General features: G+C 44.0%; 15 protein-coding genes. 8 read left to right on the top strand and 7 right to left on the bottom strand.

The annotated features are described in order from the left end of the window. Positions 1-62: 62 nt before the first annotated feature. From OH456_RS07295 to uraH, 4 genes are all read right to left on the bottom strand, one after another. Complete coding sequence (locus tag OH456_RS07295; RefSeq protein WP_270033197.1) at positions 63-1,424, bottom strand: 8-oxoguanine deaminase; 1,362 nt, start codon at positions 1,422-1,424, stop codon at positions 63-65. A 141-nt stretch (positions 1,425-1,565) separates the two neighbouring features. Further along, complete coding sequence (locus OH456_RS07290; RefSeq protein WP_107306696.1) at positions 1,566-2,975, bottom strand: nucleobase:cation symporter-2 family protein; 1,410 nt, start codon at positions 2,973-2,975, stop codon at positions 1,566-1,568. Between the two features lie 166 nt (positions 2,976-3,141). Continuing rightward, a complete protein-coding gene (locus tag OH456_RS07285; RefSeq protein ID WP_006070605.1) occupies positions 3,142-4,485 on the bottom strand; it encodes an NCS2 family permease in 1,344 nt (447 codons plus the stop codon). A 249-nt stretch (positions 4,486-4,734) separates the two neighbouring features. Next, positions 4,735-5,088, bottom strand: a complete 354-nt coding sequence (gene uraH / locus OH456_RS07280; RefSeq protein WP_006070606.1) for a hydroxyisourate hydrolase — start codon at positions 5,086-5,088, stop codon at positions 4,735-4,737. 359 nt (positions 5,089-5,447) lie between these two features. On the opposite strand from uraH, the gene puuE reads away from it, so the two are divergent. The 5 genes from puuE (at position 5,448) to OH456_RS07255 (ending at position 9,914) form a co-directional block, all read left to right on the top strand. Next, positions 5,448-6,380 carry an allantoinase PuuE gene (puuE, locus tag OH456_RS07275; protein WP_088877161.1) on the top strand — a complete coding sequence of 311 codons (933 nt, stop codon included), beginning with the start codon at positions 5,448-5,450 and terminating at the stop codon, positions 6,378-6,380. Beyond that, on the top strand, positions 6,380-6,895 hold the full coding sequence (gene uraD, locus OH456_RS07270) for a 2-oxo-4-hydroxy-4-carboxy-5-ureidoimidazoline decarboxylase (RefSeq protein ID WP_006070608.1): 516 nt from the start codon (positions 6,380-6,382) through the stop codon (positions 6,893-6,895). The genes puuE and uraD overlap by 1 nt, the downstream gene beginning before the upstream one ends. Before the next feature lie 158 nt (positions 6,896-7,053). Beyond that, complete coding sequence (gene alc / locus OH456_RS07265; RefSeq protein WP_006070609.1) at positions 7,054-8,040, top strand: allantoicase; 987 nt, start codon at positions 7,054-7,056, stop codon at positions 8,038-8,040. Positions 8,041-8,060: 20 nt separating this feature from the next. Further along, positions 8,061-8,630: an ureidoglycolate lyase gene (locus OH456_RS07260; RefSeq protein WP_270033196.1), complete on the top strand. Its 570-nt coding sequence runs from the start codon at positions 8,061-8,063 to the stop codon at positions 8,628-8,630. Positions 8,631-8,651: 21 nt separating this feature from the next. Next, positions 8,652-9,914 carry a urate hydroxylase PuuD gene (locus OH456_RS07255; protein WP_062460126.1) on the top strand — a complete coding sequence of 421 codons (1,263 nt, stop codon included), beginning with the start codon at positions 8,652-8,654 and terminating at the stop codon, positions 9,912-9,914. Between the two features lie 66 nt (positions 9,915-9,980). Here the strand turns inward: OH456_RS07255 and OH456_RS07250 are convergent, their stop codons facing one another. The 3 genes from OH456_RS07250 to OH456_RS07240 form a co-directional block, all read right to left on the bottom strand. Further along, the gene (locus OH456_RS07250) at positions 9,981-10,301 is read right to left on the bottom strand and encodes a hypothetical protein (RefSeq protein WP_124941036.1); all 321 of its coding nucleotides are present in this window, start codon (positions 10,299-10,301) and stop codon (positions 9,981-9,983) included. A 213-nt stretch (positions 10,302-10,514) separates the two neighbouring features. Continuing rightward, positions 10,515-11,315, bottom strand: coding sequence for an SDR family NAD(P)-dependent oxidoreductase (locus tag OH456_RS07245; protein WP_270033195.1), 801 nt, complete (start codon positions 11,313-11,315; stop codon positions 10,515-10,517). 313 nt (positions 11,316-11,628) lie between these two features. Continuing rightward, positions 11,629-12,546, bottom strand: coding sequence for a helix-turn-helix domain-containing protein (locus OH456_RS07240; protein ID WP_270033194.1), 918 nt, complete (start codon positions 12,544-12,546; stop codon positions 11,629-11,631). A gap of 275 nt (positions 12,547-12,821) precedes the next feature. Between OH456_RS07240 and OH456_RS07235 the strand changes: the two genes are divergently transcribed. The 3 genes from OH456_RS07235 (at position 12,822) to OH456_RS07225 (ending at position 15,491) form a co-directional block, all read left to right on the top strand. Beyond that, entirely contained in the window at positions 12,822-13,982 is a 1,161-nt protein-coding gene (locus OH456_RS07235) for an alpha/beta hydrolase (protein WP_270033193.1), read from the top strand. 129 nt (positions 13,983-14,111) lie between these two features. Next, positions 14,112-14,525, top strand: a complete 414-nt coding sequence (locus tag OH456_RS07230) for a hypothetical protein (RefSeq protein ID WP_270033192.1) — start codon at positions 14,112-14,114, stop codon at positions 14,523-14,525. Positions 14,526-14,564: 39 nt separating this feature from the next. Beyond that, positions 14,565-15,491, top strand: coding sequence for an alpha/beta hydrolase (locus OH456_RS07225; RefSeq protein WP_270033191.1), 927 nt, complete (start codon positions 14,565-14,567; stop codon positions 15,489-15,491). Positions 15,492-15,825: the final 334 nt, after the last annotated feature.

Here is a 15,825-nt window from a genome sequence, read left to right as displayed (position 1 = left end):
TGAATAAAAAGGGTCTCACTAATAGTGAGCCCCTTTGCTATCGTGATAACTCAATGAATAAGCTACATACTTAATGCTGCTTGTCTTAAGCGAAGTGCGGCGGCTTTATGTCGCTCAATGAGCTGTGGCATATCCACGCCCATAACAGCACCATCGTGAACTCGCCATTGACCAGCCACCATCACACGGTCTGCCTGTTGAGCTCCGCACAATAGTAGAGCAGCGAGTGGATCGTGGCTGCCAGAGAAGCGAATGTCATCGAGCTTAAACATGGCAATATCTGCTTGTTTGCCGACGGAGAGTTCGCCTATATCTGTGCGACCCATGGCGCGCGCTGATCCTGATGTTGCCCAGCGAAGCGCGTCAAAGTGTGTTACGTTGTTAGAGCCATAGCGAAGGCGTTGCAAATACATCGCCATACGAACCTCAGCTATTAGGTTTGAACCGTCGTTGGAGGCTGAACCATCTACACCCAAGCCTACTTTCACGCCAGCTTTCTCAAGCTCGTTATTTTTACAGATACCGGACGCTAACATCATATTAGAAGTAGGGCAGTGACTTATTCCTACCTCTGCTTTACCAAGTCTGCGAATCTCTTCACTGTTAAAATGGATACCGTGAGCTAACCAAGTGCGCTCATTAAGCCAACCTACGTCCTCAAGGTAATCTACCGGACGCATACCAAACTTCTCAAGACAGAAATCTTCTTCGTCCAATGTTTCGCAGAGATGCGTATGTGTCATCACCGATTCATTTTTGGCGATTCGTGCCGTTTCTTTCATTAAATCAGTGGTCACAGAAAATGGCGAACAAGGTGCGAGCGCGATTTGAGTCATCGCTCCATCATCACGTTGATGATAGCTATTGATCAAGCGCAAGCTGTCATCAACGATGGTCTGTTCAGTTTGTATTGTGTGACGCGGTGGTAGTCCGCCATCATCTTCCCCTAAACTCATCGAACCGCGAGTAAATATGGCTCTTATTCCGAGCTTTTGCGCGGCTTCAACTTGCAAATCTATCGCATGTTCAAGGCCAGTCGGGATTAAATAGTGGTGATCCGAGGCTGTTGTACAGCCAGAGAGCAATAGCTCAACAAGTGCCAATTCTGTAGCGACACTCATCATCTCTTCGTCGAGATTTGCCCATACTGGATACAAGCTTTTTAGCCAATGAAACAGCTCTTTGTTGAGCGCATCGGGGTAAGCTCTAGTTAGCGTTTGATAAAAATGATGGTGGGCATTCACGAGCCCTGGAGTGACGACATGTTGTGATGCGTCGATAACCGCCGTAATGGTTGTGGTGGGTTCTTGGTTGCTTGCTACTAGCTCGACAATTCGACTGCCTTGTACAACGATACCGCCGCCAGAGTCTTCTGTAGTGCCAGTGTAAATAGCAAGTGGATTCTTAATCCATACGGTTTCCATTCATAGTAATCCTTAGCCATCTCAGCCTTTTCAGGGAAGAGGGTCTTTTTTAAGTTTTTAGTTGATGTAAGGTGCTCTATGTCATTGATTAAGCCATGTCTTAGAGCACGACAGTTGTAGCCACTGTATTGTTAGCTGTTCTTAATTATTACCTTTTGCAGACAGCTCTGTCTGTGATATTTCTTGGTTTTCTTCTTGTTGCTGAAGTTCATGAATCTCTTGCTTAACCATAGCACGGCTTTCTTCGTGTGCTTCTTGCTCTTCGCGCTTGCTTGATTTTGGCAAGAACTGATGCAAAAGTACGGTGACGATCGTACCAGTTGTAATCCCTGAGTGAAGGAAGTTTGAAAGTTCATGAGGGAAATGTTGAAGTAAGCGTGGCTCAAACGTGACTGCCAGTCCTGATGCTAAACCAACGCAGATGACAAGGGCATTACGTTTAGTATCAGCCGCTTTAATAAGCATGCGAATACCCGCGTAAGCTATCATGCCAAACATGACAAAACCCACACCGCCTAGCACCGGTTTTGGAATCGTTACTGCAATCGCTGCCAGTTTCGGGAACAAACCACCCAAGATGAGCAGTCCACCTGTTGCTGCAACAACGTAACGGCTTGCAACACCTGTAATGCCAACAATACCTACGTTTTGACTGAATGATGCCAGTGGCATAGCTGTTAAGCATGACGCAAGTGTGCTGCCCAGACCATCGCCAAGCAATCCGCGCTTAAGGTCTTTACCATCAATCTTGGTGTGACAGTTGTTTGCGAGTGCCATAAAGTCACCAGTCGCTTCGGCGATGACAACTATATAAACCAAACTCATACTAACAATGGCGCTGGCTGAGAACGTAAGACCATATTTAAACGGTTCTGGACCACCTACCCATTCAGCGGTGCTTATTTGGTCGAGATCAACCATTCCCATGGACAGCGCTACGATGTAACCACCGGCAAGGCCGATAACAATAGCTGAAGCCGCAACCGCACCTTTACAATAAACCGATACCGCAATCACAATACCAAGTGACACAGCGGCAAGAAACAGCTTAGGCAAGGTAGCAAATTCACTGCTAACGGCGGGGGCGTCTCCGACCCAGTTCATGGCAACGGGGAGTATGGTGAGCCCGATTAGGGTGACCACGACTCCACTTACAACAGTTGGGAAGAGCTTACGAACTTTGTCCATATAGAAGCTAGCTAATATGACGACAAACGAGCCAACCAACGCTGCACCCATAATGCCGGATACGCCAGAATCTTTACCTATGGAGATGGCAACACCAAGAAAGGCAAAGCTTGAACCCATAACAACTGGTAGCTTAATTCCGATAGGGCCGAAACCGACACATTGTGCGATGGTGACGATACCAGATGCCAGTAAGGCGGCGTTAATGAGGGAGACAATTTCGTCGTTAGGTAGGCCAATGGAAGCGCCAACAATTAATGGTACAGCGACGATACCACCAATAGAGGCCAGCATATGTTGGACGGCCAGTAAAAAGGTCATGCCGTGAGGCGGTTTTTGGTTCAGGGTGTACAGAAGTTTCATACTTATTCCTTTAGAGAGCGATGAATCGACTCTTCCTTGGTGGTGACATGGTGACTTCTACAAACTGCGTAGTGATAGTAATCCTGCTCGTCCTTTGTGCTGACCTAAACGGCAGGGTTAAAAACAAGCGGTAACCCTTAAGGCACGATTACCGCTTGATTTTGGGTTAGCCAATGAATACCAGTTTGGCAACGAAAATGGCGCTTAATAGGTACATTGAAATAGAGACATCTTTGGTTTTGCCCGTTGCTACTTTAAGAACGGTGTAAGTGATAAAACCAAGAGCGATACCATTAGCGATAGAGAAAGTAAGTGGCATCATTAGCGCTGTTATGGCTGCTGGAGCACCATTGGTAAAGTCTTTCCAATCAACATGCTGCATACTACTCATCATGACGAACGCGACATAAATAAGAGCGCCAGCTGTAGCATAAGAAGGAATCATACCGGCTAATGGAGAAAGGAAAATTGCTGCTAGGAAAAGAGCGGCAACGACAATCGCGGATAGACCAGTTCTAGCGCCTGCAGCTACACCTGCGGCACTTTCTACATAACTGGTCACTGGTGGACAACCCACACATGCACCAGCAACACTAGAAATACTATCGGCTTTAAGTGCCTTGCTTAGCCCTTCAATTTTGCCTGTTTCTTTGTTGATTAGGTGAGCTCGCTCAGCGACACCCATTAGCGTACCTGCTGTGTCGAACATGTTCACAAAAAGGAAAGCAAGAATCACACTGACCATAGAAACGTTAAGTGCGCCTGAAATGTCCATCGCCATAAAGGTTGGGGCAATGCTTGGTGGTGCAGAGAAGAAGCCATTGTATTGAACAAGACCCAACATCATGCCAACAATAGTAACGCTCAGAATACCGATTAATACCGCACCGAACACGCGACGCTCACTGAGCACCGCAATGATCAAGAAGGCAATAGCAGCCAAAAGCGCATCTGGTTTAGTGAAGTCACCTAGAGAGACCAACGTTGCTGGGTTTTCAACAACAATACCTGCGGTTTTCAGGCCGATAAGACCCAAGAAGAGACCGACACCTGCCGTCATCGAGTAACGTAAACTTTCAGGAATACTCTCAATGATCCACTGTCGTATCTTATAGAAGCTCATACCGACAAAGAGAATACCGGAGATAAATACCGCTCCGAGTGCCACTTCCCAGCTGTATCCCATTTCACTGACGACAGTGAAAGAGAAGAAAGCGTTAAGACCCATACCGGGCGCGAGTCCAACGGGCCAGTTAGCAAACAGCCCCATGAGTAAACAGCCAATGGCTGCACCAATACAGGTGGCGACGAAGACCGCTCCCTGATCCATTCCAGAGGCCGCCATAATGCTTGGGTTGACGAAAATAATGTACGCCATAGTAGCAAAGGTCGTTACACCTCCGACGAGCTCATTTTTAACGCTCGAACCGTGTTGCTTTATCTTGAAAAAGCGTTCAAGCACGCCATTTCCAGCCGATTCGTTGAGCACTTCTGCTTTGCTTTCATTCATTTGAGTAAGTCCTTTACACAATACCCTTAATGTAGAAATTGGGTATAAAGTTTGTTGCTTTTCCTTAAATTGAAAACAGCAGTACCCATGACACCTTGCTGCAGAGTCACTCCAGCACTAGTGCCATTCTCCAAAGAGAGTAGGTTCATTCCAATTTACTTATTGCTCTTTCGCAAAAGAGCGAGCTCTTAGAAGTGCAAGGCTGCCTGTTGTTGTCTTGCACTTGCTAGGAGAAGGTTGCTACAGCGATCAACTGCCTCTGTAGGTTGAAAAACTGTAAGGGGAGGCGAGCAGAGGCACATGATAATGCGCATCCTCATCATTCAATCCAAAGCGAATTACGATATCGTCAAGGAAAGGAACTTGGTCTAGCTCGACACCTTTACGTTCAAAGTAAGGAGCGACATGAAAAATGAGTTGATATTTTCCAGCGACAAAGTCATCGCCTTCAAGAATAGGAGAATCAGTTCGGCCATCGAAGTTCGTCATTACGCTCTTAATAAACTGACTTTCTTCACCTTCAATACGGAAAAGATCCACTTGGATCTCTGACCCAGGCACACCATTTGCGGTGTCTAGTACATGCGTTGTTAGTCGTCCCATAATTGCTTCGTGCTTAAACACGCTCCTTTAATGTCATCTTGTAATTCTGTATACAAAAATCAGGTCTGTTTAATTCTATTGATATTAATATGTACACAATTTACGCCATTAGTAAAGGTTTATGTTATGAAAATGTTGCATCAAAACAGTGCTAAATATGAGCGGAACATGCACTAAAATAGTGATGGTTAAAAATCATTCAATTATAACTTGTTGAAAAATAGCATTATGTTTCCAAAATGTAATTTGATAAACAAAATCTTTACATTGAGATAAATTATTGTATACAATTAAGTAAACCAAAGAGTGAAAGCGCACTCCAAAGAGAGTGCAGAAAAGAACCAAGAAGGAGTCTGTGGATGAATAAGGATTATTCGCGCAATCTCATCGGCTACGGAGCGAATCCCCCTCACCCTAAGTGGCCAAATAACGCACGAATCGCGGTTTCCTTTGTATTGAATTATGAAGAAGGCGGTGAGCGTTGCTTACTGCACGGAGATGATGAATCGGAATCATTCCTATCGGAAATTCCGGGTGCTATGCCAATAAAAGGTGAGCGTCACATCAGTATGGAATCGATTTACGAATACGGAAGCCGTGCAGGTGTATGGCGTGTGCTTAGGTTGTTCGAGCAGTATGATATTCCACTAACCATTTTCGCGGTTGCGATGGCGGTTGAGCGCTATCCTGAAGTCGCTGTGGCAATGAAAGAAGCGGGGCATGAGATATGCAGTCACGGCTATCGTTGGATCGACTACCAATATACTGATGAATCGCAAGAGCGCGATCATATGATCAAGGCGATAGAGATTATTAAGCAGGTGACGGGTGAACGTCCGCTTGGTTGGTATACCGGAAGAACCGGTCCAAATACACGACGTATTGTGGCAGAAGAAGGCGGATTCCTTTACGACTCTGATGCCTATGATGATGATCTTCCTTACTGGCACACAGAGGCGGGGAGACCTCAGTTAGTTATACCGTACACGCTTGACGTAAATGATATGAGATTTGCTACCGCCCAAGGATTCAACTCCGGTGAGCAGTTCTTCCAATACCTAAAAGATACCTTCGATACTCTGTATGAAGAAGGTGAAACTGCACCAAAAATGATGTCTGTAGGCTTACATTGCCGATTAATTGGACGTCCGGGACGTATCGCCTCGCTAAAACGCTTTTTAGATTACGTCAGTCAACATGAAGATGTGTGGCTATGTCGCCGCATCGATATTGCCAAACACTGGCATGAACACCACCCATATCAACCCGATGAACAGCAAGGAGCTCAATAATGACACAATTCAAATCATGCACACCGACAACTATGGTACGTGATGAGTTTGTCTCAAGCTTTGCTGACATTTATGAGCACAGTCCTTGGGTGGCTGAGTCCGTTTTTGACGCTGGACTGGATGCAGATGACAACCATATAGAAAGTTTACATTTGAAAATGTCGATGACGCTGCTTAATGCGTCTGAGCAAAAACAACTCGACTTGATCAACGCTCACCCAGATTTAGCCGGTAGAGCAGCGGTCAATGGAGAACTTACCGCGGCATCTACAGCCGAGCAGGCTGGTGCTGGTATTGACCAGTGCTCCGAAGAGGAATTTGCCAAATTTACTACTTACAACAACAGCTACAAAAATCGCTTCAACTTTCCCTTTATCATGGCGGTTAAAGGGGCCAATCGTTACCAAATTCTTGAATCGTTCGAGATGCGATTAGGCAATGATAGTGAAACTGAGTTTGCTACTGCGCTTAACGAAATCAACAAGATAGCGTTATTTCGCTTGAGAGATATGTAAGTCAAAGGAAAGGCGACTATCTCTTTTATTAACCTAAGCTCGAAAGCCTAAGCTGGAAAATCTAAGCAATGAGCGCGTCGGCAGAGGCCGATAATGGCGACGAGCAAGCAGGTACTCATTTTATTATTAATTGGATTAATTGAACTGGATGACAGGAAATGTCTTTGAATATTGAACAATACATCAACCTTGCAGATGACAAACTAGGCGCAGAAGCGCTATACGCTACCGATGACTTTTTTGCTGACAAGAGTCGTTTACTTCGTCGAGAAGCACCAGAGTGGAAAGACGACCTTTATGATGACAATGGCAAATGGATGGACGGCTGGGAAAGCCGCCGTAAACGTGGCGAAGGTTATGACTTCTGTGTGGTTAAGCTCGGTTTAGCAGGAACGATTGCAGGCCTTGATATCGATACCTCATTTTTCACAGGTAACTTCCCTCCGTCAGCGTCTGTTGACGCCATTTATAGCCCAGATGCTGATCCCACTCATGCGGAAGGCTGGGAAGAAATTCTACCATCACAAAGTCTAGAAGGTGACAAGCACCATCTAAACGAAATTGACAGCGACAAAGTATATACCCATGTTCGTCTTAACATCTATCCAGACGGTGGTGTAGCGCGTCTTCGTGTCTACGGAAGCCCTAGTGTAGATTGGAATGCTATCGACGAGTTGCAACAAGTTGACTTGGCGGCCGTAGAAAATGGTGGTCGTGCGTTGGCTTGTAGTGATGAGCACTATGGCAACAAGTCAAATATCCTTGGCCCTGGTCGTGGTGAAAACATGGGTGATGGTTGGGAGACCGCTCGACGCAGAACACCGGGTAACGACTGGGTGATTGTGGCACTTGGACATGCGGGTAATGTTGGTCGTGTTGTTGTTGATACAGCGCACTTCAAAGGTAACTACCCAGATAGCTGCTCAATTCAAGCCGCTTACGTGAAAGGTGGAACAGATGATCAAGTCGCCACTCAGAGTTTGTTTTGGAAGGAGCTACTTCCTTCTCAAAAACTAAACGCGCACGATATTCACGAGTTTGTCTCTGAGGTTAATGAGATTGGCCCAGTTACCCATGTAAGACTAAACATTTTCCCTGATGGTGGTATTAGTCGCTTACGCCTATTTGGTACAAAAGCAGACTAAACTTAATAGAGGGAATTTTTATGAGTAATGGTATTCGTCATCTAACTATTGAGCCACTCACCAAGGCCGCATTTGAGCAGTTTGGTGATGTGATTGAAGTTGAAAATAGTGACTATTTTATGATCAATAATGGGTCAACTCGTCGCTACCATAAGCTAGCTGAAGCCGATGTTGAAGAGCATGGGGGGCGTGCGATCATGAGTATCTTCCAAGCGACCCCGCTTCAGTATCCGCTCACCATTTCGATGTTAGAGCGACACCCGCTGGGGTCACAGGCGTTTATACCATTGCTTGGTCAACCGTATCTTATCGTTGTCGCACCAAAAGGCGACAATCCTTCTTTGACTGACTGCCGAGCTTTCTATAGTAACGGTCGACAAGGGGTCAACTATCACAAAGGAGTTTGGCACCATCCGGTTCTGGCTCTGACCGACCAAGATAAATTTCTGATCGTCGATAGAGCTGGGGAAGGGCATAACTGTGATGAAGTGTTCTTTGAAGAGAACCTTGTACAGTTGGACTTGAAGGATTTGCCGCAAGACATCGATAAGACGAAACAAGATAAGGACAAGCAGCAAGCGACTGTCTAAGCTGCTTTTGAGGAGTGTGTTATGGATCCGCACATGACAGAATGGCTCAACCTGATGATTCGTTGGGCCCATATGATTGTAGGTATCGCATGGATTGGAGCGTCTTTCTACTTCGTTTGGCTTGAGAACAATCTCAACCGTACTAACCCTAGAGACGGCCTATCTGGCGATTTGTGGGCGATTCACGGCGGTGGTATTTACCATCTTGAGAAATACAAACTGGCACCACCAAAAATGCCAGAAAACCTTCACTGGTTTAAGTGGGAAGCTTACTTTACGTGGATTACGGGTGTACTGCTATTGGGCGTAGTGTATTACCTCAATGCTGAAATCTATCTAGTAGCTCCAGGTTCGGGCATCGACTCAACAACAGCGATTATGATCGGTATTGCTGCGCTTATCTCTGGTTGGGTAATCTACAACCTACTGTGTAACTCGCCTTTGGGCAAAACGCCGGTACTGTTAGGTATCGTGTTGTTCCTAGGGTTGGTAGGTGCAGCCTATGGTTTGTCGCAGGTGTTCAGTGGACGTGGTGCTTACATCCACGTAGGCGCTATCATTGGTACCATCATGGTTGGTAACGTGTTCTTCGTCATCATGCCTGCGCAACGTGCTTTAGTGAAAGCGATTGAAAACAATCAAGAGCCGGACCCTACATTGCCAGCAAAAGGCCTGTTACGTTCACGACACAATAACTATCTGACTTTGCCAGTGTTGTTCATCATGATCAGCAACCATTTCCCAAGCACATATGGTTCTGAATACAACTGGGCAATTTTGGCTGCGCTATCAGTATTTAGTATCTTGGTCCGTCACTACTTTAATACACGTCATGGTAGCCAGAAGTTCGCATGGACAATACCTGCTGCTGCTTTGGGTATGGTAACGCTAGCCTTTGTTACATCGCCTTATGCCAACAAACCAGCAGCCCCTGTCGCAAAAGCACCTGTGGTTGAAGCTGGTGATCATCATGCAGACATGCAAGCCTCAGCCGATATTGCGGCTCAAGCAGATGATGGCACAATTGCCTTTGCACAAATTAATGATGTCATTCAAGAGCGCTGTTCGGTATGTCACTCTGCAACGCCAACACATGCTGCATTCCAAACCGCTCCAGCTGGCGTGATTCTGGATACGCCTGAAGAGATCAAAGTGAATGTACCACGCATTGTCGCGCAAACCGTGACGACGAAGGTAATGCCGTTAGGTAATCTAACTCAGATGACAGATGAGGAACGTATGTTAATTGGAGAATGGGTAGAACAAGGTGCTCAGATTCAATAACTGATGAAGTCATCTTTAATACGTTTAAACTGACTAGCACTGCTAGTCAGTTTTTTTATGGTTTAGCTAAAAGCAGAACTCAGATGCTGAGGTACAGACACCATAATCTGTCGTAGTTTGTCGTGAAAGCTCTATGTCTTCGACGTGAAACTCACCTTCGACGATTTTAACTTTGATGTCAGATCGACTGTAAAACTCAAATGTGCAGCCAGTAATAACCTCATGGTACATTCCCGATACATCAAACACGTCTTTTTTAATACTTATTCCTTTCAACTTATGAAGCTTGTTGCCATCGTTGAAATATTGAGTACTAAACTGGTTATTCTTCATTGAGGTATGAATATGAAAAACCTCTTTAAAAGAATCAATGGTAAATATAATCATAGTTTTTATTTTGGGTTTGAACGGAGCGGGAAGGTTATAGGAATCAGCTGGTTACCACAGTCGATGTTTTGTCATGGTTTTGTCAAGAATTGCGATAATGGCTAGGTCTATTGCTCTATTTTTATAGTTGCTGCCTATCCTGAATATTAATAATAGAAAAGGTTAACCTTTCGACACGATATTGTTGGCTAACCTTTTTATTCCTATATGAGTCTATCTAGCAGATAACATTTCAATAACGGATAATACTTGTTCAGTTTTCGTTTCATTTAATGCATCAGGATGCGGTGCGGCAAAGCTTTCTAAATCATTATCAAAATACTTGCCATGTGCATGCGCGAATTCATCGGACAGCGATGCTCGAACTAGAATATCAGCACCGAGAGCTAAGTCATTTCCTGCAATACCATATGCATCTTTCACCATTTTACTTCCCAAAAACGACTTCGGATTAACAGACACAATCATTGGTCCTGTTTGCTCATAGCGTAATCCCAACGCGCGAGACCACATAGTAAGAGCGAGTTTACTTTGCGCGTATGCATCTGAATCACCGAGTGGCTTGTTTCCTCGCAATGCATCCAAGTTGACAGTGGCTTGTGCTGCCGAAGATAAGTTAACCACACGTCCGTTAGCAGCAAGCAATGGAATTAAAGCCTGTGTAAGACGATAAGGGGCAATAGTATTGACGACAAAACGAATGTCGAGATTATCTTCAGTCTTAGTTGCGGGAGCTGTAAATACGCCGGCATTATTAATGAGGACATCGATTTGAGAGAATCGCTGAGAAACCTCATCAGCCATTTTGTTTATTTGGTTGAGATCAGATAAATCAGCAATGATCGTTTCTACTTTCGCATCTGAATTCAATTCCAGTAACTGATCAACGACGTCTGAAACTTTGGCTGGGGTTCGACCGTGAATGATAACTGTATGATTTAGCTTTATTAAATCCTTGGCAGTTGCTAACCCAATACCATCGGTTGCTCCAGTAATTAAGATCACTTTGCTCATTCTAAGCTCCTAGTTATTCAATAGATTTTTATCTGAATAACAACAGATAAATTCTTGTCATGGACTGGCACATAACAACAAACTGCCCAATCGATTTGGTCACTGTAATGTTAGCCGGACTCTTCGACAAGTCACATTGTTAAGGAAATACTTTATAGATTTTGTTGATAATAGATGGAAACAATAAAGAGTTCTTAGTGCTTTTAAGCTATATCAGCCAATCACCTATCGTGGTTTTGTGAAAGATTAACGAGTTTATGTCCCTTTTCGTGTTTCGTATCTACCTTAGGACATTCGTCATCCAAAATTCCGATTAATGACGAATGTTCTCTGCTCGATATTCAGATGGTGTCATTCCTACTTTGTTTTTGAATAAACGCGAAAAATACTGTGGATATTCAAAGCCAAGACTATATGCAATAGTCGCGACAGAATCCTTACTTGAAAGCAAGCGATCCTTTGACTTTTCAATCAAAGCGTAATGAATCCAGTCTTTGGTTGTCTTTCCGGTTTCTGCCTTAAGGGCATCACTTAAGTAGCGACTCGTCATATTCATATCTCGCGCCATATCTTCAACTTCAGGAATAGTTTCCGATTGACTAATAACAGCTTCTAATCGAGCCTCCAATAGATTTGAAAACCTATCGTATACCGATGTATCTGTTTCTTTGCGCATCAAGAACTGTCGGTGATAGTAACGATTGGCATACATCAATAACGTACTGATTTGCGAGAGAATTAGGTCTTTACTGAAGGCATCTAAGCAATTGCTGTTTTCAATCTCAAGCGTATCAAACATATTTGCCATATGTCGCTCTTCCTTTGGAGAAAGGTGCAGCGCTTCATTGACGGAATAATTGAAGAACTGATATTGCTTCAGTTCATCTTGTAGTTTGTGGCCACGAATGTAGTCCGGATGGAAACAGATTGTTCGAGCTACTGCATCAACTTTAATCCCACTTGCTGATACTTCTTGATTAGGTGCAAAAAACAGCATAGTACCATTGGAGCAGTCGTACTTTGTGCGGCCATACATGAGTTCACCAGAAATAATGTGTTTGAGCGATATCGAATAGAAACTGGTGGATAGCGCCAACTCTTGTTCACAATTGAGCTGGTTATCATCATTGTTTGAGCTCATTTTTATTACATCAACAAGAGGATGCTCTGGTGGACGTAAACCAAGTGCCGCATTTTGTTCTGCAATCGTTTCAAAGTGGAATTTTTTCATTATTGAACCTCATGGTGTAACGCAATGCTGGCATATGTCATAAACAATGGCTGACGATAAGGTTGATCATTGCGATAACTACTATGCGTCAGTCTAAGCAGAAATACAGTATATAAAACTCCGTAATATGTATACAAAACAACGAAATGATCAATTTCGGGGATTTGTATACAACTCTCGTGGTTTTGTGCACTGCTTAAATTATAGCCACCACTTATTATGACCTTCTAATCGACGGAGCAATTGCGCTCTGACAAGAGAGGTTTTCCAAAGGTATGTCTGCAAATCTATACAAGTTGCTGTTACTTAGCGTTGTTTTTTCATTAGCCGGTTGTATTTCTGGTTCTTCAACTTCGCTAAGTCAGTCTCAGGATTATTATGATTATATTCAGCCGTCATTTTCCGATTATTTAATGGTGACAGAGAAGTGGCTAGCGGAAAATCGTAGTTACATCAGTGATGACCACGATAAGGAAATCACTATGAACATGCCATTCGAATTGACACCGAAACACAAGACAAACAAGGCCGTTTTACTGGTACACGGTTTGGGTGATTCACCATATAGCTTTTCGGACATTGCTCCTTCGTTGCGTGTACAAGGGTTTCATGTGGAAGTGTTGCTACTTCCAGGTCATGGGAGCAAGCCAAGTGACTTAACCCTGCCAAGCTATAACGATTGGCAAACTATCGTTGATCATTACGCTGGTTTATTGAAACAACAATACGAAGAGGTCTGGTTGGGCGGTTTTTCTACAGGAGGCAACCTCGTCACAATTCATGCTATCGAAAATGGAGGTATTGATGGCTTGTTACTGTTCTCTCCAGGCTTTCAGTCTCAAACGCCATATCTTGAAAAGTTAGCACCTATCGCTTCCATCTTTTTTGATGGCTACACCACTGATGAGGACAACTTTGCTCGCTATAACTCTGCACCGCTAAATGGAGCAATAGCATACTCACAAAGTGCAGCAAAGCTAAGAGAGTTATTGAAAGAGAATCAAGTGGAGATCCCCACTCTAATTGTGTTGAGTGAGGCGGACAGTATTATCGACCCAGAAGCGGTAAATGCTCTATATCAACAACGCTTTACACATCCGAGTAATCAACTGCTTTGGTATGGTGAGTCTAATATTGGGCAGGAAACCGTGACGGTATCGAGTATGAAGTTGGATGGGTTGAGGATTAGTACGGCATCTCACATGAGTCCTTTATTTGCTCCAAGCAATGCTTATTACGGACAAGATGCAACCTACACGATGTGTATGAATAGCATGGACAGTGACGCGCTAGCCTATTGCGAGAAAGGAGGTGAAGTGTGGTTGTCGGCTTGGGGTTATGAAGAGGAGGGTAAGGTGCATGCTCGATTGACTTGGAACCCATACTATCAAAGCCTTGAGAAGGCTATGCTCGAAATAGCAAGTGCTGAATATTAACACTTCCCGCATCACCAGATGTATTAACTCTGCCTCGTTATTCTGTATACAAGTCTTGCAGTTTTGTGCACTGCTATATCGAAGCGTACCACCTAAGATAGCCTTATCAATTACCAGACAGCTTATGAGGTGATAACTATACGACAAAAGGAAGAACAATTAAGTCAATTGATTCAAGCCGTTGACAGGAAAAAAGTTCATCAGATTAGATGTGGTGATCACCGTTTTATAGATATCACCATTGTACAAACCGAAGGCCGTTTTTTTGTCAGACAGTATAAGTTCAACGAGCGGAGTTGGTATGACGCATTTATCAATAATCCAAGCTTGGACGGCGAACCCAATGGAGCGATGAGAGTCGGTGACCTAGAGGTGTTAGTCAATGGCAAAGTTCCTAATGACCTATCGATGGTGACGTCCCGAGTCAACTCAGCTTATCGGAAGTTACTGGGGCTTCTATATCCAATAATGCGTCTAACGTTTGACACAAAAAAGCACGAAGCGGCAACACTAGAATTAATTCCAGTGTTTGAAAGCGAATAATGCAAATTCAATAAAGTAGCAGAAACAAAAGGTAGGAATATGAATATTAAACAAGTAACTTTCAAATCATTTGGTGTAGATCTGGTTGGTAATCTCTATGTACCTGCGGGATTTGACGTAAACAAGAAGTACAAAGCTATCCTAGGTGCAAGCCCGTTTCCACAAGTGAAAGAGCAAGTGCTAGCAACTTATGGTGCTGAAATGGCAGAGCGTGGTTTTATCTTCCTTGCATTTGATTACCTAGGTATGGGTGACTCTCCGTCACTTCCTGGTGAGTATATGCAGTCTCGTTACATGTTCCGTTTAATAGAAAATACGTGGGATGCGGTTTCATTCTTAAGCTCGCTACCGTATGTCGATGAAATCTACGGTCTGGGTGTCTGTCAGGGCGGTTCAATTATGGCTTCTTCAGCGGTGACGGACCATCGTATTAATAAGATGGCGCTTGTTTCAGGCATGATGGCAGCGGATGCATTCCAATGGACAGATAAAGCAACCGTTCATCAAATGATTGCAGCTGCAAACGATTCTAAGCAGAAAATGTTTGAAACCGGTAAAGCTGACTATGTGGCCCCATTTGGCTTAAATGACGAACAGTCAAAAGAGGAGTTTGTTGGAGAAGCTGCCTTTCCGGAAATGGCAGGTGAAACATATGATTACTATGGTCGTGATGGCTATCGAGGTCCTGTAGCAGTCGAGAATTTCACCAACATACATGTGGCAGATCAACCAATGCAATCCTTATTCTCTCTTTGTGAGCACTACGCTGACAAAATAGTACAGCCAACGCTAGTTGTTTATGGTCAGGATGCGCCAACCGCAATTTGCTCAACAGCGTTTATTGAAAAGTTAACCAATGAGCATGAAGTACTGGCTTTAGGTAAGTTTAGCCACGTTGATTTTTACTACAAACCAGAAGCAGTAACGCTTTCAGCAAATGCAGTGGCTAGTTTTTTTAACAAATAATCACTCAAGAAAGCGCTTTATTATTCTTATACTAGAACGCTTCCTTAACGCTGAGATAAGTGCTTGAACAGCGATAAAACGGGGCTCAATTAACAACTCGATAGAGCCTTACATTAACCCCATTTGTCCAGAGTCTTCACAGTTGGCACTTTTGGAACTCAAAAGTGCCCCAAGATCATTTAGAGCAAACACTCTTTGTCATTTAGTAGGCGTGCGTTTGCCCTATTAAAAGTTATCCAAATCCAGCAAAACAAGGCGCTCTGCTGACCGAGCTAACATAATGACTTGATGCTGAAGCTTATACGTTCATAAAGTGCAGCTGCGCACTTGTATT

The sequence above is a fragment of the Vibrio sp. La 4.2.2 genome (assembly GCF_027586995.1).
Taxonomy (GTDB): Bacteria; Pseudomonadota; Gammaproteobacteria; order Enterobacterales; family Vibrionaceae; genus Vibrio; species Vibrio mediterranei.
The sequence above is the reverse complement of the archived record's forward strand: the minus strand, read 5'-3'. Positions and strand labels throughout refer to the sequence as shown.

Coding starts and splice junctions, on each gene's coding strand:
- uraD (WP_006070608.1), top strand. CDS start 6,380: ATGACACAATTCAAATCATGCACACCGACAACTATGGTACGTGATGAG.
- OH456_RS07225 (WP_270033191.1), top strand. CDS start 14,565: ATGAATATTAAACAAGTAACTTTCAAATCATTTGGTGTAGATCTGGTT.
- OH456_RS07260 (WP_270033196.1), top strand. CDS start 8,061: ATGAGTAATGGTATTCGTCATCTAACTATTGAGCCACTCACCAAGGCC.
- OH456_RS07245 (WP_270033195.1), bottom strand. CDS start 11,315: ATGAGCAAAGTGATCTTAATTACTGGAGCAACCGATGGTATTGGGTTA.
- puuE (WP_088877161.1), top strand. CDS start 5,448: ATGAATAAGGATTATTCGCGCAATCTCATCGGCTACGGAGCGAATCCC.
- alc (WP_006070609.1), top strand. CDS start 7,054: ATGTCTTTGAATATTGAACAATACATCAACCTTGCAGATGACAAACTA.
- OH456_RS07250 (WP_124941036.1), bottom strand. CDS start 10,301: ATGATTATATTTACCATTGATTCTTTTAAAGAGGTTTTTCATATTCAT.
- OH456_RS07295 (WP_270033197.1), bottom strand. CDS start 1,424: ATGGAAACCGTATGGATTAAGAATCCACTTGCTATTTACACTGGCACT.
- OH456_RS07255 (WP_062460126.1), top strand. CDS start 8,652: ATGGATCCGCACATGACAGAATGGCTCAACCTGATGATTCGTTGGGCC.
- OH456_RS07240 (WP_270033194.1), bottom strand. CDS start 12,546: ATGAAAAAATTCCACTTTGAAACGATTGCAGAACAAAATGCGGCACTT.
- OH456_RS07290 (WP_107306696.1), bottom strand. CDS start 2,975: ATGAAACTTCTGTACACCCTGAACCAAAAACCGCCTCACGGCATGACC.
- uraH (WP_006070606.1), bottom strand. CDS start 5,088: ATGGGACGACTAACAACGCATGTACTAGACACCGCAAATGGTGTGCCT.
- OH456_RS07285 (WP_006070605.1), bottom strand. CDS start 4,485: ATGAATGAAAGCAAAGCAGAAGTGCTCAACGAATCGGCTGGAAATGGC.
- OH456_RS07235 (WP_270033193.1), top strand. CDS start 12,822: ATGTCTGCAAATCTATACAAGTTGCTGTTACTTAGCGTTGTTTTTTCA.